Here is a 19,116-nt window from a genome sequence, read left to right on the forward strand (position 1 = left end):
TCGGAGTGACGGGCTCTTTGCTGTCGGGGGTACCGCTGATCAGTAGCGGCTGGCGCCGGAGAACGGCATGGCGTCGACGGACGTCACCTTGACGTTCTCGCCCTCGGTGGGGGCGTGGACGACGTTGCCGCCACCGATGTAGATACCGACGTGCTCGCCGCCGTAGAAGGCGACGACGTCACCGGGCTGGAGGTTGCCGCGCGACACCGAGCTGCCGCCGCCGACCTGGTCGTAGCTGGTGCGCGGGATGGACTTGCCGGCCTGCTTGTAGGCCCACTGGACCAGACCGGAGCAGTCGAACGAGCTGGGGCCGGTCGCGCCCCACACGTACGGGGACCCGATCTTGGACTGGGCGGCGTTGGCGGCGGCCTGTCCCGCCGAGCTGGCCACCGGAGTGACCTGGACCGAGCTGCCGATCGAGTGGGACGTGGCGGGCTGCGCCAAGGCGGGCGCGACGGGGATCATGAGGGCTCCGGCGGTCACGGCGCCGAGCACCAGTCCACGGGAGGTGCGGGTCAGTCGGGTGTTCTTCAGGGCCATTCGAGGTCCTCCGGGGTCTTGCGGCGGTCCGACACTGGTTCTGGCATCGGTGTTCGGGCACAACCCAGAGTTCCGTCGTTATCTGATCGAGACATCCGTATAACTACGCGGAGGGGTACCTGTTCGGGTATGCGGGTATACGCGAACAGGTGGGCCGAAAGATGCGGGGCGCAGCCGCCGTGAGCGCGCTGATCAGTGAAAATGCAGCGCGGACCGCATCGCGACGGCACTCGGTGACGACCGTGCGGTTCGTGAGCGAGGCCACGGCCCGGCCGCCTGTGACGCGGGCCGGACGCCTCCCGGCGCGGCCGTCGACGGCCCGAAGGTCACGGTTTCGTCCAACGCCGCGAGCTGATCGTGACGTTGCTGCGACACCCGTCAGCCGGGGAGCTTGCTCGCCAGGACGTCCACCCGGGTGATGGTGGGGTGGGCGACGAACAGTTCGTCGGCGCGGGCCGCGAGGGCCTCGGCGACCCGGCCCGCGAGGTGCGCCTGTCGGCCCGCCTCGTCGGGGAAGGCATCGAAGATACCGAACGTGGCGGGTCCGAAGCGCAGCGCGAACCACGCCGTCGTGCCGGGCTCGTCCCGAACCAGTGCCAGCGCGCCCTCGAGGAACTCGGCGACCGCGGCCTCCTTGCCCCGCTTCGCCTCGACGCGAACCAACAGTGCTGCGCTGACCATCGGGCACCTCCAGTACGGACCGGTACCCCTCACTGTTCTCGCGGGCACCCGGCTCCGTCAACGAGAAGCGCGCCGCGGCGACGATCGCCGCGGCGCCCCTCACGCGAATCGTCAGTCCAGGTCGGCGAACCTCGGGACCAGGTGCTCGGCCACCTGTTTCGCCTCGTCGATCAGCGGCCAGCCGGCCAGGATCAGCGACGTCAGACCGGTCCGGGCCCGCAGTTCCCGGACGTGCCCGGTGATCTCGTCGGGGGCACCGACGTAGTAGACCGCCGACGACCCGGTGGCGAAGATGTCGAGCGGGGACCACGCGGTGATCCCGGCGTACAGGCCGTCGCCGAGGTAGAGGTCGTTCGGCTCCGGGAGCTTGCCAGCCACGATGGTGTCGACCCAGCCCTGCCGCTGCGCGTCGCGCGCCGTGAAGGTCTTCAGGTCCTGTTTGCCGGCGGTCCGGCGGCGAACCGCGTTGTCGAGGACGTCGGTGATCCGGTCGATCCCGGCCTGCTCGAACAGTGCCCGGAACCGGTCCATCGCCTCGTCCCGCTTGGGCCGGACGATCACACCGGACAGTGCCCCGAAGTCGGTGAACTCGCGGCCGGCGGCCGCCGCGGCGGCGCGTGCCCCGGCGAACTTGTCCTCGATGAAGGACGTCTCGCGCAGCATCGCGAGGTACGCATCCAACACCTTCCCCGAGTTCGCCAGGCCGGCCGGCGAGTCGCCCGTCCCCCACAGCGGCACGTCGTGACCGGCGGGCCCGTCGATCCGCAGTGGGGTGTTGGGGAAGTTCGACTCGGTGCCCTCGCGGTAGTAGCGCCGGAAGTCGGCCCAGTACTGCTCCCCCAGTTCGTACCGCCGGTCGTGCTCGACGTTCATGTCGTACTTGGTGAGGATGTTGTCCCGGCCGTTGACCGAGTTGATCATCAGCCGCCCGCCGGTGAACGCGTCGAACGTCAGGGCCTTCTCGGCGAGCAGACGCGCCGGAATCATGTTGGCGTACACCGCGACGAGGAACTTCATCCGCGTGGTGTGGGACGCCGCCCATGTCGCCGAGACGAATGGATCGTTGGACCACGTCGCGACCAGCGCGCCGTCGAACCCGCCGTCGTCGATGGTCTTCGCCAGCTCGATCTGCCGGGCGCCGTCCACCGGGTAGAGCCCGTCCGGGCTCCACGGGAAGTCGCCGTCCGCCTGGGTGAGGTACCAGAAGGTCTTGATGCTCATCGGTTTCCGCCCTCGTTCGCCGGGTCGATGGTGTCGATGCGGGCGCGCGCGGCGAGCGTGGCGGCGTCGACGGAGTACAGCGCGTCGAGGTACTCGACCGCGAACGAGCCGGGCCCCGAGGACTTCTCCTCCGCGATCTCCGACGCGACGGCCACGTGCGCGTGTGCGGCGGCGAGGCCGACGAGCGGGGTGGGCGCCACCGCCAGGTACGCCGCCACCAGCCCGCCCAGCGAGCAGCCGGTGGACGTCACGCGCGGCAGCAGGGCGCTGCCGCCCGCGATCCGGACACCGACGACGGAACCGTCGGCGGCCCGCCCGACCAGGTGGTCCACCGGCCCGGAGGCGGAGACCGCCTGCGCGTGGTCGAGCAGCGCGACGGCCGCGGGCACCGCCGCTGCCGCGTCGTCGGAGCTGTCGACACCGCGGGTGTCGCCGCCGAGACCCGCGAGGGCGATGATCTCGGAGGCGTTGCCGCGCACGACCGTGGGCCGGTACTTCAGCAGGTCCACCGCCAGCCCGCTGCGCCAGGGCAGCCCGCCGACGCCGACCGGGTCGAGGACCCACGGGGTGCCCGCGTCGTGAGCGGCCTCCGCCGCGAGCGTGAACGCGGCGGCCGTCCCGCCGTCGGGCGTGCCGAGGTTGACGAGGACGCCGCCGGCGATGCGGGCGAACCCGGCCGCCTCGTGGACATTGTCGATGTGCGCGTTGCTCGCGCCGGCCGCGAGCAGAACATTGGTCAGGAAGTTCGCCGAGACGACGTTGGTGAGCGAGTGGACGAGGGGTACCCGGGCGCGGAGCGCGTCGAGTGCGCCGGCGAGGTCGTCGCCGGTGATAGCTGCGGTCATGGAAAATCCTTGGGCGGAGCGGGGTTCGGGGTCGGGTCGATCGTCAGCGGCGACATCGGGTCACTGGTCACCGCCCGGCGCGGTCACGAGTGGCAGCGACGCGTCGGCCGACCACTCCTCGAGGGATCCGTCGTAGACCCGGACGTCGTCGTAGCCGGCGAGCACCAGACCGAGCGCGGCCAGACACGCGGACACACCGCCGCCGCAGTACACGACCACGGGCGCGGACGCCCCGACGAGCACGCCGTCGGCCGCCGCGCGCACGGCGGCGACGTCGCGGACGCGGCCGGTGTCGTCGAGCAGGCTCTTGGCCGACAGGTTCCGGCTGCCCGGGATGTGCCCACGCCGCGAGTACCGCGACTGCTCGGTGCCGGCGAACTGGGCCGGCGCCAGGGCGCACACGAGCGTGCCCGGCGCACGTCCCTCACTGACGGCGAGCACGTCGGCGCGATCCGCCCACACGGGGCGGTAGTCGTGCACGAGGCCGCCGTCTCCGGGCGTCGGGGCCGGTACCGCGCTTCCCGATTCGACGGGCAGACCGCACGCTTGCCAGTGCGCCAGCCCGCCGTCGAGCACGCGGGCGTCGATGCCGACGCTGCGCAGCAACCACCAGAAGCGCGCCGCCCACGTCATCGATCCCCGGTCGTAGACGACGACGTCGGTGGTGGCCGAGATTCCCAGGGCGGCCACGTCGGCGGCGAACCGTTCCCGCGTCGGACGGCTGAAGTGCAGGCCGGTGCCGGGATCGGAGAAACTGGTCAGCAGGTCGACGTGCCGCGAGCCCGGCACGTGCGCGGCGCGCCAGGGTCCCGCGCCGGACTCCGGCCGGTAGTCGCCGTCGAAGCGGGCCGGGGCCAGGTCCACCGTGACGTCGAGCACCACCAGAGACGGTCGCCCCAAATCCCGGGCGAGATCCTCGGCCTGGATCAGGGGCAGTTCGGCGGTACTCAACTCACACATCCTCGGACAGACGGGGTGACGACGCCACGAACCTAAATGACGACTTGCGTATACGCAAGTATCCAACTGTAACCGGTGGCATAATCATCGGCGTCCGACGAGGGAACCGACAGATGGGACACCGATGACGCGCGAGGACGACCTGGCAGATCTGGGCGTGCTGCTGCCCTCCGGCACTTCGGGACGGTCCGATCAGACGTCCAAGCAGTACCTGCGCCTGCGGGCCGACATCCTCGACGGCAAGTTTCCGCGGGGAGCCGCACTGCACGAGACGCAGCTCAGCGAGACGTACGGCGCCTCGCGCACCCCCATCCGCGAGGCGCTCAACTGGTTGGCCCACGACGGTCTCCTCGAACGCGCGGCCCGCGGCTTCCGGGTGCGGTCGGGCACCGCCGAGGACGTCATCGAGATCTACGCGGCCCGCGTGGCGCTCGAGTCCGAGGCCGCCGGCGCCGCCGCTCTGCGGCACACCGATCTCGACATGGCCCGCCTCGAGCGTCTGCACCGCTCGTGCTGCAGCACCGACGACGAGGTCGAGGCACGCGCCGACAACTTCCGGTTCCACGAGGCGCTGTGGCAGGCGGCGCACAACTCGACGATCATGACGCTGCTGGTGCGGCTGACCACCCAGTTGCGGATCTACGATAGCGGGCCGCCGTCGAACTACGGCGAACCCGAGCTGCTCAACAGCGAACACGAGCAGATCCTCGACGCGCTGCGGGCGCGCGACGAGAAGGCCGCCCGCGAGCACATGCGCACGCACCTCGAGCACAGCCGCGAACAGCGAATCCGCCTGTTCGCCAACGGCTGAGCGGCGGTAGCGGCGGTCGACCCTGCTCTACCGGCCGCGTCCGCCGTCACTCGCCTCCGAATACCCGCTGCACCACAGCCTTCGCCCGCCGGGTGACCCGCAGGTAGTTGTCGAGGAACTCGTTGGCGTCGCCGTCGGGCCAACCCGCCACCTGCGCCACCGCGGCGAGCACCTTGCCCGGCCCGGGTAGCTGGTCGGTGGGCTTGCCGCGCACCAGCACCAGCGCGTTGCGGGCCTTGGTGGCGGTGAGCCACGCGTCGCGCAGCAGCTCGATGTCGGCCTGGCTCAACAACTCCGCCGCTCCGATCGCGTCCAGCGCTTCCAGGGTGGAGGTGTTGTGCAGCGCCGGGATCTCGTGCGCGTGCTGCAACTGGATGAGCTGGACGGTCCACTCGATGTCGGCGAGACCACCGCGACCGAGCTTGGTGTGGGTGGCCGGATCGGCACCCCGCGGCAGCCGCTCGGAATCGACGCGGGCCTTGATGCGCCGGATCTCACGGACCGCGTCGTCGGAGACCCCGCCCTGCGGGTAGCGGGTCCCGTCGACCATGTGCAGGAAGCGCAGCCCGAGGTCGGCGTCGCCGGCAACGGCGTTCGCGCGGAGCAGGGCCTGGACCTCCCATGCCTGCGCCCACTGCGCGTAGTACGCCTCGTACGACGCCAGCGTCCGCACCAGCGGGCCGCTGCGCCCCTCCGGGCGCAATCCGATGTCCACTTCCAGCGGCGGGTCGGTGCTGGGTGCGCCGAGCAGCTTGCGCACCCGGTCGCCGATGAGGTTGGCCCACTTCACCGCCCGCGTCTCGTCGGCCCCCTCCCGCGGCTCGCACACGAACAGCACGTCGGCGTCGGACCCGTACCCGAGTTCCCCGCCGCCCAACCGGCCCATGCCGATGACCGCGAACGTCGCCGGCGCCGGCTCGCCCGACTCCGCCTCGCTCGCCCGGATCACCGCCGCCAGCGACGCGTTGAGCACCGCCGCCCACACCGACGACAGCGCCCGGCACACCTGCCGGACGTCGAGCATCCCGAGGATGTCGGCACTGGCGATGCGGGCCAGTTCGTACCGGCGCAGCGACCGCGCCGCACCGACCGCTCGCACCGGGTCGACGTACCGCGCCGACGAGGACAGGATGCCGCGCGCCACGTCCGCGGGCTGCGGGTCGAGCAGGCGCGGACCGGACGGGCCGTCGGCGAAGAGGCGGATGACGTCCGGAGCCTTGATCAGCAGATCCGGGATGTAGGCCGAGGAGCCCAGCACCGTCATGAGCCGCTGCGCCACCGACGCCTCGTCCCGCAGCAGCCGCAGGAACCACGTGGCGTCCGCCAGCGACTCCGACAGCCGCCGGTACGCGAGCAGGCCGGCGTCGGGATCGGGGGTGTCCCCGAGCCATTCGAGCAGCGTCGGCAACAGCAGGGCCTGGATCCGGCCCTTCCGGGACGCCCCGCCGGTGAGGGCGGTGAGGTGGCCGAGAGCGTTCTCCGGTGCCGAGTAGCCGAGCGCCGCCAGCTGCCGGACCGCCGCGTCCGGGCTCAGCCGCAGCGCCTCCTTGTCGAGCCGCGCGACCGACTCGAGCAGCGGCCGGTAGAAGAGCTTGGCGTGCAGCCGCCGCACCCGGTGGGTGTTGCGCCGGATCTCGGCGTTCAGCACCCCGAGCGCGTCGTTGCGACCGTCCGGACGCATGTGCGCGGCGCGGGCCAGCCAGCGCAGCCCCTCCTCGTCGTCCGGCGGCGGCAGCGTGTGGGTGCGCTTGAGCTTCTGCAGCTGCAACCGGTGCTCGAGCAGGCGCAGGAACTCGTACGACGCGGTGAGGTTCGCGGCGTCGTCGCGGCCGACGTAGCCGCCGGCGGCGAGGGCGGTGAGCGCGTCGACGGTGCTCTTGACGCGCAGCGACGTGTCGGCGCGGCCGTGCACCAACTGCAGCAGCTGCACCGCGAACTCGACGTCGCGCAGACTGCCGCGGCCGAGCTTGAGTTCGCGCTCGCGCAGTTCCGGCGGCACCGACGCCTCCACCCGGCGACGCATCGCCTGGACCTCGGGCACGAAGTCCTCACGCTCGGACGCCGTCCACACCATCGGGCCCAGAGCGTCGGTGTACTCCCGGCCCAGCTCGAGATCACCGGTCATCGGGCGCGCCTTGAGGAGCGCCTGGAACTCCCACGTCTTGGCCCAGCGCTTGTAGTACGCGACGTGCGACTCGAGGGTGCGCACGAGCTCGCCGCGCTTGCCCTCGGGACGCAGCGCGGCGTCCACCTCGAAGAACGCGGACGACCCGATGCGCATCATCTCGCCGGCGATGCGGCTCGAGAGCGCGTTGGACGGTTCCGCGACGAACACGACGTCGACGTCGCTGACGTAGTTCAGTTCCCGAGCCCCGCACTTGCCCATCGCGATCACCGCGATCCGGGCCGGGCACGGCTCGTCCGGGCTGACCGCCGCCACGGCCACCGCGAGCGCCGCGGTCAGGGCGGCGTCGGCCATGTCCGAGAGCTGGTGGCCCACCGTCTGGTACGGGATCACCGGCTCGTTCTCGACGGTCGCGGCCAGATCGGCTCCCGCCAGCACCATCATCTGATCGCGGTAGCACTTACGCAGCGCCGCAATGGCTTCCGGGCCCGTGACGGCCGCGCGGTAGAGAGTGGGCGACGCGTTCGGTCCGCTCTCGGGGACCGCCTGGACGCACGCGAGCAGCCGCCGCGTCAGCTCGTCCTTCGACGGCAGGGCCATGTCCCCCGCGAGCAGCTTCCACGACGCGGGATCCGCGACCAGGTGATCCCCGAACGCGCTGGAGGCGCCGATGAGGCCGAACAGCCTGCCGCGCAACCCCTTGTCCGTGCGCAGGGCCGCGTCGAGTTCCGCCCACCCGTCACCGAGACCCTCCTGCATCCGGACGAGCGTCCGCAGCGCGAGGTCGGCGTTGGCGGCGCGCGAGAGCGCCCACAGCAGCTCGACACCGTCGAGGTTGGACCACCCCAACGCCGCCAGCTCGGCCGGCGCGGTGGGTTCGATCAGCCCGAGCCGCCCGACACCGGGCACCGCGGACCGCGCGTACGGCGGCTTCACCGACTCCCCCCGATCCGCACGTCGTCGCGAGCACGTGGACTGGCCGGTTGGGGCACGCGGTTCACCTCTTCGGGTCGGTGGATGTCGGCCCTAGAGGCCGAGGTAGGCCTTCAGCTCGAAGGGAGTGACCTGATTGCGGTAGTCCTCCCACTCGCGCCGCTTGTTGCGGAGGAAGAAGTCGAAGACGTGCTCACCGAGCGCCTCCGCGACCAGCTCGGACTTCTCCATCTCCTGCAGGGCCTCCGCCAGGCTCCCCGGCAGCGGCTTGTAGCCCATCGCGCGACGCTCGGCATCGGTGAGGGCCCAGACGTCGTCCTCCGCCTCGGGCGGGAGCTCGTAGCCCTTCTCGATGCCGCGCAGACCCGCGGCCAGCAGCACCGCGAACGTCAGATACGGATTGCAGGCCGAGTCGGGGCTGCGGACCTCGACGCGCCGCGAGGACGCCTTGTTGGGCGTGTACATCGGCACCCGGATCAGCGCCGACCGGTTGGACGGACCCCACGTGGCCGCGGTGGGCGCCTCGCCGCCGTGGACGAGCCGCTTGTAGGAGTTCACCCACTGGTTGGTCACGGCACTGATCTCGTTGGCGTGCTCGAGGATGCCGGCGATGAAGGCCTTACCGGTCTCGGACAGCTGCATCGGATCGTCCGGGTTGTGGAAGGCGTTGGTGTCGCCCTCGAACAGGCTCATGTGCGTGTGCATCGCCGAACCGGCCTGGTCACCGAAGGGCTTGGGCATGAACGACGCCCGCACACCCTCGTCGATCGCGACCTCCTTGACGACGTACCGGAACGTCATCACGTTGTCCGCCATCGACAGCGCGTCCGCGTAGCGCAGGTCGATCTCCTGCTGCCCGGGCGCGGCCTCGTGGTGGCTGAACTCGACGGAGATGCCCATCGACTCGAGTGCGTCGATCGCGTGCCGCCGGAAGTTGGGGGCGCGGTCGTGGACGGCCTGGTCGAAGTAGCCGCCGCTGTCGGCCGGGATCGGCGGGGTGCCGTCGATCGGGCCGTTCTCGAGCAGGAAGAACTCGATCTCGGGGTGCACGTAGCACGAGAAGCCGAGGTCGCTGGCCTTGCTGAGCTGGCGGCGCAGCACGTGCCGCGGGTCGGCCCACGACGGCGTGCCGTCGGGCATCGCGATGTCGCAGAACATGCGCGCCGAGTGCTGCGCGCCGTCCTTGTGGGCCCACGGCAGGATCTGGAAGGTCGACGCGTCCGGCTTGGCGACGGTGTCCGCCTCCGAGACCCGCGAGAAGCCCTCGATCGCGGAGCCGTCGAAGCCGATGCCCTCCTCGAAGGCACCCTCCAGTTCCGCGGGCGCGATCGCCACCGACTTGAGGTATCCGAGCACGTCGGTGAACCACAACCGGACGAACCGAATGTCGCGCTCTTCGAGGGTGCGAAGCACGAACTCCTTTTGGCGATCCATGCCCGCGAGACTAGGCAAACTGCGTTAAATCTGTGTTACATCGTGAAATTCGTCTCGTCCTCGGCAGCTCAGCACGTCAGGTCCGGATCGGGCACGGTCCCGTCCACGAAGTACGCGGTCACCGGTTCGTCCACGCAGGCGACGCCGTCGAACGTCGCGGTGTGCTGGGTCCCCCGGTAGGTCACGAGCGTTCCCCCCAACTGTTTGGCCAGGTCCACGCCCGCCTGGTACGGCGTCGCCGGGTCCTCGGTGGTGGAGACGACGACCACCGGAGGCAGCCCCTGCACCGTGACGGTGTGGGGCGCGCCCGTGTTCGGCACGGGCCAGAACGCGCACGCGTCGAGCGGGGCGTTGCCGGTGCCGCGGCCGTCGTCGAGGAAGGGCGCCGCCTGCCGGTACCGCGCGTCCGCCTCCCCCGCCACCGCCCGATCGGTCACCGGCGGGTCGTCGACGCAGCGGATCGCGTTGAACGCGTCCTCGAGGTTCGAGTAGCTGCCGTCGTCCATCCGCCCCTCGTACAGGTCGGCCAACAACAGCAGGGTGTCCCCGCGCCCCTCGGCGAGCTGGCTCAGCCCACCGCGCAGCGAACTCCACAGGTTGGGCGAGTACAGCGCCTGCTGCACCCCCGTCACGGCGTCGTCGTAGCTGAGACCGCGCGGGTCCGTCGTCGCGGCGGGACGAGCCACCAGCGGGTCGACCAGCGCCCGGAAGCGGACGGTGGCGGCGGCCGGGTCGGCGCCGAGCGGACAATCGACGCTCCGCCCGCATTCGGCGGCGAACGCGTCGAACGCCTTCTGGAAGCCCTCCCCCTGCAGCACCGACTCCTCGACGGGGTCCTGCTGCGGATCGAGTGCGCCGTCGAGAACCATCGCGCGCACGTTCCCGGGGAAGGCCTCCGCGTACGCCGTGCCGAGCCGGGTGCCGTACGAATAGCCGAGGTAGTTGAGCTTCGCGTCCCCCAGCACCGAACGGATCACGTCCATGTCCCGGACCACCTCGCGCGTGCCCACGTGCGCGAGCAGCGGCAGCCCGGAACGTTCGGCGCACCGCGCGGCGTACAGGCGGTTCTTCTGCTCGGTACGGGCGATGCCCGCCGGACTCGTGTCGACATCGGCCTCGCCGCGCCGGGCGTCGGTCTCCTGCGGCGTCTGGCAGCGCACCTGTGGCGTCGACGCGCCGACACCGCGCGGGTCGAAACCGATGACGTCGAACCGCCGGCCGAGTTCGGTGCCGTCCGCGACCGTGGCCAGCCCCAGCCCCGACGCACCCGGCCCGCCGGGGTTGACGAGCAGAGAGCCGAGCCGCGCCCCCGTCGCGGCGGCACGCGAGATCGCGATCTGCGCCGTCGCACCGCCCGGATCGGCGTAGTCGAGCGGCACGGTGACGTGCGCACACTCGAGGGCAGGGTCGAGCTCCTCGCCGTCGGTCGCGAAGCCGTCGCACGAACCCCACGCCACCTGCTGGGTGTAGAACGAGTCGAGCCCCGGCGGCACCGTCCCCGCGCCCGCGACCTGCTCCGCGGCGACCGGGGTGCCGGTCACCGTCTCGGATCTGTCCGCCGAACCGCATCCGACCGCGAGCGCGGCCACGGTCCCGATCGCAGCGGCCACGAGCAAACGGGGTCTGGACTGCATGTCTACGATCGTGCCACGCCGCCGCGAACCCGCAGGTGCCCACGGCCGCCGCCCCATGGCGCCGGATGTGACCAAGCGCACCGACACGGCTCTTCGTGGCCTCACGCCACGGTGGCAGACTGAGACGCGTCAGCATCCCACCCGGGGACCCGCCACGTCGGGCCTCGAGGCCAGAAAGGGACAACGATGTCCGAAAACGCTGTCTACGGTTCCTCCGCGCCCACCGCGGCGCCCCGGCGCAAGACCCGGATCCACCACCTGCAGGCCATGAAGGCCGAGGGCACTCGGTGGGCCGAACTCACCGCCTACGACTATTCGAGCGCCCGCCTGTTCGAGGAGGCCGGGATTCCGGTGCTGCTCGTCGGCGACTCCGCCGCCAACGTCGTGTACGGCTACGACACCACGGTGCCGGTCACGATCGACGAGATGCTTCCCCTCGTCCGCGGTGTGGTCCGCGGCGCCCCCCATGCACTCGTCATCGCCGACCTGCCCTTCGGCAGCTACGAGGCCTCCCCGCAGCAGGCACTCGAGACCGCCTTCCGGTTCATGAAGGAAGGCCAGGCCCACGCCGTCAAGCTCGAGGGTGGCGAGCGGGTGGCCCCGCAGATCGCCGCACTCACCGCCGCCGGGATTCCCGTCCAGGCCCACATCGGCTTCACCCCGCAGTCCGTCAACAGCCTCGGTGGCTTCCGCGTCCAGGGACGCGGCGACGGTGCCGAGCAGCTCATCGCCGACGCCATCGCCGTGCAGGAGGCCGGCGCCTTCTCCGTCGTCATGGAGATGGTTCCCGCCGAACTCGCCGGGCAGGTGACTCGCAAGCTCACCATTCCGACCGTCGGCATCGGCGCCGGCAACGAGTGCGACGCCCAGGTGCTGGTGTGGCAGGACATGGCCGGTTACACCAGCGGCAAGACCGCCAAGTTCGTCAAACGCTTCGGCGAGGTCGGGGCGGCCCTGCGCGACGCCGCAGCCGCCTACCGCGACGAGGTCGAGGGCGGCACGTTCCCGGCCGCCGAGCACAGCTTCTGACGCACGCCGCCCCACCACGGGAGACGGGGAGGCCGGCCGACGAAATCGGACGACCTCCCCGTTCTTTGGCACACTCGACATTCCGGACCCCGTCCCCGAGAGAACCGAGGTGCAGCCCATGACCGAACGCCGAGGACGCCTTGCGGCCACCGCTGCCGCAGCTGCCGCGCTCGCCGCCCTCGTCGGCGGATGCAGCAGCACCGACGACTCCCCGACGCCCGGCAACAGCGCACACACCGAGGTCGTCCCCTCCACGTCGGTGCCCTCCTCGGCGCGGACCACCGCGCCCTCGGCGCAGTCCGCCGCCCCGGGTGCAGGCGCGGTGGGCGCCACCGACCCGCAGGCTGCGCAGCTGTGCTCCGATCTCGAGGAGCAACTGCAGAACTGGCGCACCTACACCCCGACGATCGGCAAGGGCGGACTGAACACCGTGGTCATCTCGTGGGCCACCGCCAACGGGATGGACCTGCTGAAGCTCGCGAACGACCGCGGGCAGATCGACGCGATCACCTCGGCGCAATGCCCGCAGGTGCGCCAGGGCGCGCTGGAAGCGCTCGAGATCCCGAACCTGGCGTCCGCGCTGATCGGTTTCTGACCCGTGCGCACGCTCTACCCCCCGATCACGCCGCACGAGACCGGTTTCCTCGCCGTCGGCGACGACCAGCGCATGTACTGGGAGGTCAGCGGCAACCCTGCCGGCAGGCCCGTCGTCTTCCTGCACGGCGGTCCCGGCGGTGGCACCGATCCCGCGCACCGGCGGTTCTTCGACCCCGACGCCTATCGCATCGTGCTGTTCGACCAACGCGGCTGCGGTCGTTCGACCCCGCACGTCGCCGACGGCGCGGACCTGTCCGTCAACACCGCCGAGCACCTCGTCGCCGACATCGAGGCGCTGCGTACGCATCTCGGCATCGACCGCTGGCAGGTCTTCGGCGGCTCGTGGGGCTCGACGCTGGCGCTGACGTACGCCCAGCGGTATCCGCACCGGGTGACCGAGTTGGTGCTGCGGGGCATCTTCCTGCTGCGCCGCAGTGAGATCGACTGGTACTACAACGGCGGCGCCGGGCAACTCTTCCCCGAGCGATGGGAAAAGTTCCTGGCTCCCGTACCGCCCGAAGAGCGCGGCGGCGACCTCGTCGAGGCGTACCACCGGCTGTTGCACTCGGCCGATCCCGATGTGGCCCTGCGGGCCGCGATCGCGTGGTCGAGCTGGGAAGGCGCGACCAGCACGTTGCTGCCGCGTCCCGAGCGGGTGGAGGAGACGTCCGAGCCGCGGTTCGCGCTGGCGTTCGCCCGCATCGAGAACCACTACTTCCGGCACGCCGGCTTCATCGACGAGGGTCAGTTGTTGCGGGACGCCGCTGCGCTGGCGACGATCCCTGGGGTGATCGTGCAGGGACGCTACGACGTCGTCTGCCCCGCCACGAGCGCGTGGGAGCTGCACCGCGCGTGGCCCACCTCCACGCTGCACATCGTGGACGACGCCGGGCACGCCGCCGCGGAACCGGGTATCACCCACCACCTCGTCGAGGCCACGGACCGCTTCCGCGCCTGACGGTTTCGGTCGACGGACGCCGACGGCACTGGTAGACCTGATGCGGTGACGGCAGTGAAACACGGAACCGTGGTCGCCGACGTGATCGTGCCGGCGGCGCGACACCATTACGAGCGACTGACCTCGCTCGCGGCGGACGTGCGCGCGGACGTGCCGGACTCGGTGCACCAGATGCGCGTGTCCGCCCGACGTCTGCGCAGTCTCCTCGGTTCGTTCCGTGAGGCGTTCCCCGCCGACAGCACCGCCACCGCCCGGTCCGAACTGCGCTGGCTCGGTGCGGTTCTCGGACGGGCCCGGGACGCCGAGGTACTCGCCGAGAGGTTCGCGACGCTGATCGACACCCAGCCGGCGGATCTCCTCGTCGGGTCGGTACACCAACGTCTGGTCGGCACGCAGGACGACCTCTACCGCGCCGGGCACGCCCAGATCGTCGAGGTGCTCACCCAACCGCGGTACGCCGCCCTGTGCGCGCTGCTCGACGAGGTCACCGCGGGCACGTACCCGGTGCCGGCGGACGTCACGCTGCGCGGCGGGCTCGACAGGTCGTACCGGCAGCTGCGCAAGGCCGCGAGGAAGGCCCGCCGCCTCACGAAGGACGCCGCGGACGGCGGGACCGCGGACGTCGGGCCGGCACTGCACCGGGTCCGTAAGCGCGCCAAGAAGCTCCGGTACGCGGCCGAGGCCGTCGCGGCGGCGGAGCCGTCGGCCGCCGCGCTCGGCGCCGCCGCCAAGGCCCTGCAGACGCAGCTCGGCGACCACCAGGACGGCGTGCTGGCGCGCGGATGGATCCTCGACACCGCCGCGCGGGCGCGCGACGAGGACGAGGACACCTTCACCTACGGGCTGCTCTACGCCACCGAGGAGCAGGCGGCGGCACGCGCGGTCGCCGAGTTGCCCCGCCACGTGAAGGCGATACGCCGGGCGCACCGCACGCTGGGGTTCGGCAGCTGAGCCGATCCCGACCGGACACCGGACCGGGCCGGCGCGAATTCGGCTCGCACGGCGCCGAAGTGGCCGCCGTGCGAGACACGAACCCGGTCGATCAGTTGTTCCACTCTTCGTCGGCGGCGTCCGCCGCCTTGTTGCGGGCGGCCGCGATCTGCAGGGCACGTTCGGCGCTCTCGCGATCCGGATACGGGCCCATCCGGTCGAAGACGTCGCCGGCCTTGCCCTGGTGGACGGTGCCGTCGGACAGGTTGAAGTACCACTGGGTGTCGTCGTCGCTCATGCCCTCAGTGTGCCCCCTCAGGGCCGCCGTCACCATCCCGTGCGCGGCCCCGTCGTAACTGCTATGTGAAGTCGGAGTGACAAGCGAGATATGGGTCTGTGACAAACCCGCTCGTCCTGCTAATCTCTGCGCGTACGGCGCACTTGTCGACGCCCCCGCGTCCTTCGAACACCGGTGCACCCCGTCGCCCTCGTACCGACGCGTGCGCGTCAGAAATCGGAGTTCCGCCATGTCCTACATCATCTTCGACACCCTGCTGCCGTACCTCGGCGAAGCGACCGCCGAGTACTGGGCCAAGCTGCTCATGATCAACCCGCTCGGTGGCTACTTCCAGTAGTCGAGCGAACGACGAAGGCCCCCGGAGAAATCCGGGGGCCTTTCGTCTGTCGGGTCGAGGCGGACGAGTCGGCGTGTAAGCCGGATCCTGTCCCCGGCGCGAACGCCGGGTGGCGACCATCCATCTGGGCACACCGTCGCCGGGTACCTCGAGCGGTTCACCCGCAGGCTCGGGCGAGCAGCCCTCGAACACCTGCGCAGCCGCACACCGCGCCCGCGAGGGCACCGGTGCGGCCTTCAACCTTGCTCCGGGCGGGGTTTACCTAGCCGCCCCAGTCACCTGGGGCGCTGGTGCGCTCTTACCGCACCTTTTCACCCTCACCGACGCTTGCGCGCCGGCGGTCTGTTTTCTGTGGCACTGTCCCGCGAGTCACCTCGGGTTGCCGTTAGCAACCGCCCTGCTCTGTGGAGTCCGGACTTTCCTCGGTCCCGGGCCTGACATCTGAAGCGATGCCGGTTCCCGTGATCGCGGCCGCCCGGCCAACTCGTCCGCACGACAAGAGTACTGGGTGACGTCGCCGTGTCCGAACCCGCGGTGTCGGTCCGCCGCACTATCGTCGCGCCATGACCCGTTACGTGGCACTTCTGCGAGGCATCAACGTCGGCGGCATCAACATCAAGATGGCCGACCTGCGCCGGGTGTTCGTCGATCTCGGGTTCGACGACGTCAGGACGGTGCTCGCGTCGGGCAACGTGCTGTTCACCTCCGACGCGACCGACGCGGCGCAACTGAAGGCGACCGTCGAGGCGGCACTTCGGGAGGTCTTCGGGTACGAGGCGTGGGTGTTCGTCCTCGACATCGCGAGGCTGGCCGCCATCGTCGAGGCGTACCCGTTCGACCCGGAGCGCGACGGCTGGCATCCGTACGTGATGTTCACGGCCGAACCGGGAGTGCTCGCGGATCTCCTCGCGCTACGCGGCGACCTGGATCCCGCGATCGAACGGATCGCAGGCGGCGACGGGGTCCTCTACTGGGAGGTCGAGCGGGGGCGCACGCTCGACAGCACGTTCGGCAAGAACACCGGTAAGCCGAAACTGAAGGCCGTCACCACCACCCGGAATCTGCGGACGCTGGTGAAACTGCTGAAGTAGCCGCCGCGTGGCATCATGCGGCGGTGACGGTTGTGGCGGTGATGCTCGTGGCCGCCGTCCTCGTGTTCGCGATCGTCCGCCCGCGCGGATTGCCCGAGATCGTGGTCGCCGGACCGGCCGCCGTCCTCGCTCTCGCGCTCGGCGTCGTGACCCCCACCGAGGCGTGGGACGAGATCACCGCGCTCGCACCGACGGTCGGGTTCCTGGCCGCCATCCTGGTGCTGGCGCACCTGGCCGACGCGCACGGGGTGTTCGGCTGGGTCGCGGCCGTCCTCACCCGCGCGGGCGGTGGGCATCCGCGCCGGCTCCTCGTGCTCGTGTTCGTCGTCGCGGCGGTGACCACCGCGGTCCTGAGTCTCGATGCGACCGTCGTGCTGCTCACCCCGGTCGTCATCCGCGCGGCGCGGGCCGTGCGGGCACCCGTGCGCCCGCACGCGTATGCCACCGCCCACCTGTCGAACTCGGCGTCGACGCTGCTCCCGGTCTCCAACCTCACGAATCTGATCGCGTTCTCCGCGACCGGCCTGTCGTTCGTGCACTTCACGGCGGTGATGGCCGTGCCGTGGCTCGTCACGGTCGCGATCGAGCTGGCGGTCTTCCTGATCTTCTTCCGCCGCGACCTGTCCCCCCGCGCGGACGAACCGGCGCAACCGGTGCGGACGCTGCCGGGCGCGCCGACACTGGCGCTCACCGTGCTGGCCGCCACGCTGGCGGGATTCGCGCTCGGCGGGCTGGTCGGGATCGCCCCGGGATGGATCGCCGCGGCGGGAGCGGCGGTGCTGGCCGTGCCGGCGCTGCGCGCCGGGCGCACGACACCGAAACGCGTCGTGTACGCGGCCGACCTGTGGTTCTGCGGGTTCGTGCTCGCCCTCGGAGTCGTGGTGGCCGGCGTCGCCACCGGACCGATCGGCGACTGGCTCGGCGAGCTACTGCCCGACGACGCCACCCTCCCCGGCATGCTGGCGACGGCCGCGATCGCGGCCCTCGCCGCGAACCTGCTCAACAACCTGCCCGCGACGCTGCTGCTGCTCGCCGCGCTCGGGCCGGCCGCCCCCACCGGCCTGGTGCTGGCGATGCTGATCGGGGTCAACCTCGGCCCCAACCTCACCTATGTCGGTTCGCTCGCGACCATGTTGTGGCGGCGGGTCGCGGCCGCCGGGGGTTGCCGGCCCGAGCTCGGCACGTTCACCGGGCTCGGGCTGGCCACCACGCCCCTCGCCGTCGTCGGCGCGACGACGGCGCTGTACCTCGTGTTGTGACGGTCCCCGTCGGATCTCTCGTGTTGTGGTTCCCGTCAGCGGGCCGGCTCGAGGTCCTCGTCGGCGAACGGGTCGCCCTGGCGCGGCGCGTTGTACAGCGACTCGTCGAGGATCTTCTCCCGCTTGGCCACGATGGTCGGCACGAGGGCCTGACCGGTGACATTGACGGCGGTGCGGCCCATGTCGACGATCGGCTCGACCGCGAGCAGCAGACCGACACCGGCCAGCGGCAGGCCCAGCGTGGACAGCGTCAGCGTCAGCATCACCGTCGCACCGGTGGTGCCGGCGGTGGCCGCCGAACCGATCACCGACACCACGATGATGAGCAGGTAGTCGGTCAGGCTCAGGTTCACGCCGTAGAACTCGGCGACGAAGATCGCGGCGATCGCGGGATAGACCGCGGCGCAGCCGTCCATCTTGGTCGTCGAACCCAGCGGCACCGCGAAGGACGCGTATTCCCGGGGCACGCCGAGGTTGCGCTCGGTGACCCGCTCGGTGAGCGGCAACGTGCCGATCGACGACCGGGACACGAAGCCCAGCTGCGTCGCGGGCCAGACGCCCGAGTAGAAGTTCCGCACCGAAAGGCCGTGCACGCGAATCAGAATCGGGTACACGACGAAGAACACGATCGCCAGGCCGATGTACACGGCCAGGGTGAACATCCCGAGCTGACCGATCGCGTCCCAACCGTAGGTCGCGACGGCCTTGGCGATCAGCGCGGCGGTGCCGATGGGGGCGAGGCGGATGATCCACCACAGCACCTTCTGCACGATCGCCAGCAGCGCGGCGTTGAAGTTGAGGAACGGCTCGGCCTTCTCCCCGACCTTGAGCGCGGCGATGCCGATCGCGATCGCCACGACGAGCAGCTGCAGCACGTTGAAGCTCAGCGAGGTGGTGGCGCTGAGTCCCGAGACGGCGCCGTCCGTGACCTGACCACCCGTGACGGTCGTCTTGGCGCCCAGGCCCAGGAAGTTCTGCGGCACCAAACCGGTGAGGAACGCCCACCAGGAGCCGCCGGAGGCGGGCGCCTTGGCCGCGTCGGCATCGACCGAGGTGTTCGCGCCCGGCTGCGTGACGAGGCCGACCACGATGCCGACCAGCACCGCGACGAAGGCGGTGATCGCGAACCACAGCAGCGTCTGCACCGCGAGTCGCGCGGCGTTCGCCACGTTGCGCAAGTTCGCGATGGAACTGACGACGGCCGTGAAGATGAGCGGAATGACGGCGACCGTGAGCAGTGCGACGTAGCTCGAACCGATCGTCTTCACGGTGCCGACGAGCCAGTTCTCGTTGCCGTCCGCGGCGTCCGGCATCGCTCGGGCGACGAGACCGATCACGACACCGAGGATCAGACCGGCGACGATCTGAGGGCCGAACGAGGTTGCCCATCTGGGCAGCGCGCGCCGAGGCGCGTCGAGGGTGGGGGCCGACAT

General features: G+C 70.9%; 17 protein-coding genes and 1 other RNA gene. 7 read left to right on the top strand and 11 right to left on the bottom strand.

Annotation, left to right across the window (positions count from 1 at the left end; all coding sequences use genetic code 11):
- Nucleotides 1–39: 39 nt before the first annotated feature.
- The 5 genes from E7742_RS10135 to E7742_RS10155 all read right to left on the bottom strand — a co-directional run bounded on the left by E7742_RS10135 (nucleotide 40) and on the right by E7742_RS10155 (nucleotide 4,247).
- Nucleotides 40–540 (bottom strand): C40 family peptidase, encoded by a 501-nt coding sequence (locus E7742_RS10135; protein ID WP_137798839.1) that lies wholly within the window; start codon nucleotides 538–540, stop codon nucleotides 40–42.
- A 378-nt stretch (nucleotides 541–918) separates the two neighbouring features.
- Nucleotides 919–1,221, bottom strand: a complete 303-nt coding sequence (locus E7742_RS10140; RefSeq protein WP_137798840.1) for a putative quinol monooxygenase — start codon at nucleotides 1,219–1,221, stop codon at nucleotides 919–921.
- Between the two features lie 111 nt (nucleotides 1,222–1,332).
- A complete protein-coding gene (locus tag E7742_RS10145; protein ID WP_137798841.1) occupies nucleotides 1,333–2,442 on the bottom strand; it encodes an LLM class flavin-dependent oxidoreductase in 1,110 nt (369 codons plus the stop codon).
- Complete coding sequence (thiM, locus tag E7742_RS10150; RefSeq protein ID WP_137798842.1) at nucleotides 2,439–3,287, bottom strand: hydroxyethylthiazole kinase; 849 nt, start codon at nucleotides 3,285–3,287, stop codon at nucleotides 2,439–2,441. The genes E7742_RS10145 and thiM overlap by 4 nt, the downstream gene beginning before the upstream one ends.
- A gap of 60 nt (nucleotides 3,288–3,347) precedes the next feature.
- A complete protein-coding gene (locus E7742_RS10155) occupies nucleotides 3,348–4,247 on the bottom strand; it encodes a sulfurtransferase (RefSeq protein ID WP_137798843.1) in 900 nt (299 codons plus the stop codon).
- Between the two features lie 124 nt (nucleotides 4,248–4,371).
- Here E7742_RS10155 and E7742_RS10160 point away from each other — a divergent pair, with 124 nt between their 5' ends.
- Nucleotides 4,372–5,058 carry a GntR family transcriptional regulator gene (locus tag E7742_RS10160; RefSeq protein WP_137798844.1) on the top strand — a complete coding sequence of 229 codons (687 nt, stop codon included), beginning with the start codon at nucleotides 4,372–4,374 and terminating at the stop codon, nucleotides 5,056–5,058.
- A gap of 46 nt (nucleotides 5,059–5,104) precedes the next feature.
- Here the strand turns inward: E7742_RS10160 and E7742_RS10165 are convergent, their stop codons facing one another.
- From E7742_RS10165 to E7742_RS10175, 3 genes are all read right to left on the bottom strand, one after another.
- Nucleotides 5,105–8,119, bottom strand: coding sequence for a bifunctional [glutamine synthetase] adenylyltransferase/[glutamine synthetase]-adenylyl-L-tyrosine phosphorylase (locus tag E7742_RS10165; protein ID WP_137798845.1), 3,015 nt, complete (start codon nucleotides 8,117–8,119; stop codon nucleotides 5,105–5,107).
- A 90-nt stretch (nucleotides 8,120–8,209) separates the two neighbouring features.
- Nucleotides 8,210–9,550 carry a glutamine synthetase family protein gene (locus tag E7742_RS10170; protein ID WP_137798846.1) on the bottom strand — a complete coding sequence of 447 codons (1,341 nt, stop codon included), beginning with the start codon at nucleotides 9,548–9,550 and terminating at the stop codon, nucleotides 8,210–8,212.
- Between the two features lie 68 nt (nucleotides 9,551–9,618).
- Nucleotides 9,619–11,184, bottom strand: a complete 1,566-nt coding sequence (locus E7742_RS10175; protein WP_137798847.1) for an alpha/beta hydrolase — start codon at nucleotides 11,182–11,184, stop codon at nucleotides 9,619–9,621.
- A 186-nt stretch (nucleotides 11,185–11,370) separates the two neighbouring features.
- On the opposite strand from E7742_RS10175, the gene panB reads away from it, so the two are divergent.
- From panB to E7742_RS10195, 4 genes are all read left to right on the top strand, one after another.
- Nucleotides 11,371–12,213 carry a 3-methyl-2-oxobutanoate hydroxymethyltransferase gene (gene panB, locus E7742_RS10180; RefSeq protein ID WP_137798848.1) on the top strand — a complete coding sequence of 281 codons (843 nt, stop codon included), beginning with the start codon at nucleotides 11,371–11,373 and terminating at the stop codon, nucleotides 12,211–12,213.
- Nucleotides 12,214–12,331: 118 nt separating this feature from the next.
- The gene (locus tag E7742_RS10185) at nucleotides 12,332–12,808 is read left to right on the top strand and encodes a hypothetical protein (protein WP_137798849.1); all 477 of its coding nucleotides are present in this window, start codon (nucleotides 12,332–12,334) and stop codon (nucleotides 12,806–12,808) included.
- Between the two features lie 3 nt (nucleotides 12,809–12,811).
- Nucleotides 12,812–13,768 (top strand): prolyl aminopeptidase, encoded by a 957-nt coding sequence (pip, locus tag E7742_RS10190; protein WP_137798850.1) that lies wholly within the window; start codon nucleotides 12,812–12,814, stop codon nucleotides 13,766–13,768.
- Nucleotides 13,769–13,813: 45 nt separating this feature from the next.
- Nucleotides 13,814–14,719, top strand: coding sequence for a CHAD domain-containing protein (locus E7742_RS10195; RefSeq protein ID WP_137798851.1), 906 nt, complete (start codon nucleotides 13,814–13,816; stop codon nucleotides 14,717–14,719).
- 91 nt (nucleotides 14,720–14,810) lie between these two features.
- Here the strand turns inward: E7742_RS10195 and E7742_RS10200 are convergent, their stop codons facing one another.
- Both E7742_RS10200 and rnpB read right to left on the bottom strand, forming a co-directional pair.
- Entirely contained in the window at nucleotides 14,811–14,996 is a 186-nt protein-coding gene (locus tag E7742_RS10200; protein ID WP_137798852.1) for a hypothetical protein, read from the bottom strand.
- A 397-nt stretch (nucleotides 14,997–15,393) separates the two neighbouring features.
- An RNA gene (gene rnpB / locus E7742_RS10205) (RNase P RNA component class A) lies at nucleotides 15,394–15,820 on the bottom strand.
- Nucleotides 15,821–15,896: 76 nt separating this feature from the next.
- Between rnpB and E7742_RS10210 the strand changes: the two genes are divergently transcribed.
- Both E7742_RS10210 and E7742_RS10215 read left to right on the top strand, forming a co-directional pair.
- On the top strand, nucleotides 15,897–16,424 hold the full coding sequence (locus E7742_RS10210; protein ID WP_137798853.1) for a DUF1697 domain-containing protein: 528 nt from the start codon (nucleotides 15,897–15,899) through the stop codon (nucleotides 16,422–16,424).
- A 23-nt stretch (nucleotides 16,425–16,447) separates the two neighbouring features.
- Complete coding sequence (locus E7742_RS10215; protein ID WP_137798854.1) at nucleotides 16,448–17,683, top strand: SLC13 family permease; 1,236 nt, start codon at nucleotides 16,448–16,450, stop codon at nucleotides 17,681–17,683.
- A 35-nt stretch (nucleotides 17,684–17,718) separates the two neighbouring features.
- Here E7742_RS10215 and E7742_RS10220 read toward each other — a convergent pair whose 3' ends face one another.
- On the bottom strand, nucleotides 17,719–19,116 hold the full coding sequence (locus E7742_RS10220; RefSeq protein WP_137798855.1) for a dicarboxylate/amino acid:cation symporter: 1,398 nt from the start codon (nucleotides 19,114–19,116) through the stop codon (nucleotides 17,719–17,721).

The organism is Rhodococcus sp. SGAir0479, from assembly GCF_005484805.1.
Lineage (GTDB): Bacteria > Actinomycetota > Actinomycetes > Mycobacteriales > Mycobacteriaceae > Prescottella.

Coding starts and splice junctions, on each gene's coding strand:
- E7742_RS10200 (WP_137798852.1), bottom strand. CDS start 14,996: ATGAGCGACGACGACACCCAGTGGTACTTCAACCTGTCCGACGGCACC.
- E7742_RS10135 (WP_137798839.1), bottom strand. CDS start 540: ATGGCCCTGAAGAACACCCGACTGACCCGCACCTCCCGTGGACTGGTG.
- E7742_RS10145 (WP_137798841.1), bottom strand. CDS start 2,442: ATGAGCATCAAGACCTTCTGGTACCTCACCCAGGCGGACGGCGACTTC.
- E7742_RS10170 (WP_137798846.1), bottom strand. CDS start 9,550: ATGGATCGCCAAAAGGAGTTCGTGCTTCGCACCCTCGAAGAGCGCGAC.
- E7742_RS10155 (WP_137798843.1), bottom strand. CDS start 4,247: ATGTGTGAGTTGAGTACCGCCGAACTGCCCCTGATCCAGGCCGAGGAT.
- E7742_RS10185 (WP_137798849.1), top strand. CDS start 12,332: ATGACCGAACGCCGAGGACGCCTTGCGGCCACCGCTGCCGCAGCTGCC.
- panB (WP_137798848.1), top strand. CDS start 11,371: ATGTCCGAAAACGCTGTCTACGGTTCCTCCGCGCCCACCGCGGCGCCC.
- thiM (WP_137798842.1), bottom strand. CDS start 3,287: ATGACCGCAGCTATCACCGGCGACGACCTCGCCGGCGCACTCGACGCG.
- E7742_RS10220 (WP_137798855.1), bottom strand. CDS start 19,116: ATGTCGGCCCCCACCCTCGACGCGCCTCGGCGCGCGCTGCCCAGATGG.
- E7742_RS10160 (WP_137798844.1), top strand. CDS start 4,372: ATGACGCGCGAGGACGACCTGGCAGATCTGGGCGTGCTGCTGCCCTCC.
- E7742_RS10175 (WP_137798847.1), bottom strand. CDS start 11,184: ATGCAGTCCAGACCCCGTTTGCTCGTGGCCGCTGCGATCGGGACCGTG.
- E7742_RS10140 (WP_137798840.1), bottom strand. CDS start 1,221: ATGGTCAGCGCAGCACTGTTGGTTCGCGTCGAGGCGAAGCGGGGCAAG.
- E7742_RS10210 (WP_137798853.1), top strand. CDS start 15,897: ATGACCCGTTACGTGGCACTTCTGCGAGGCATCAACGTCGGCGGCATC.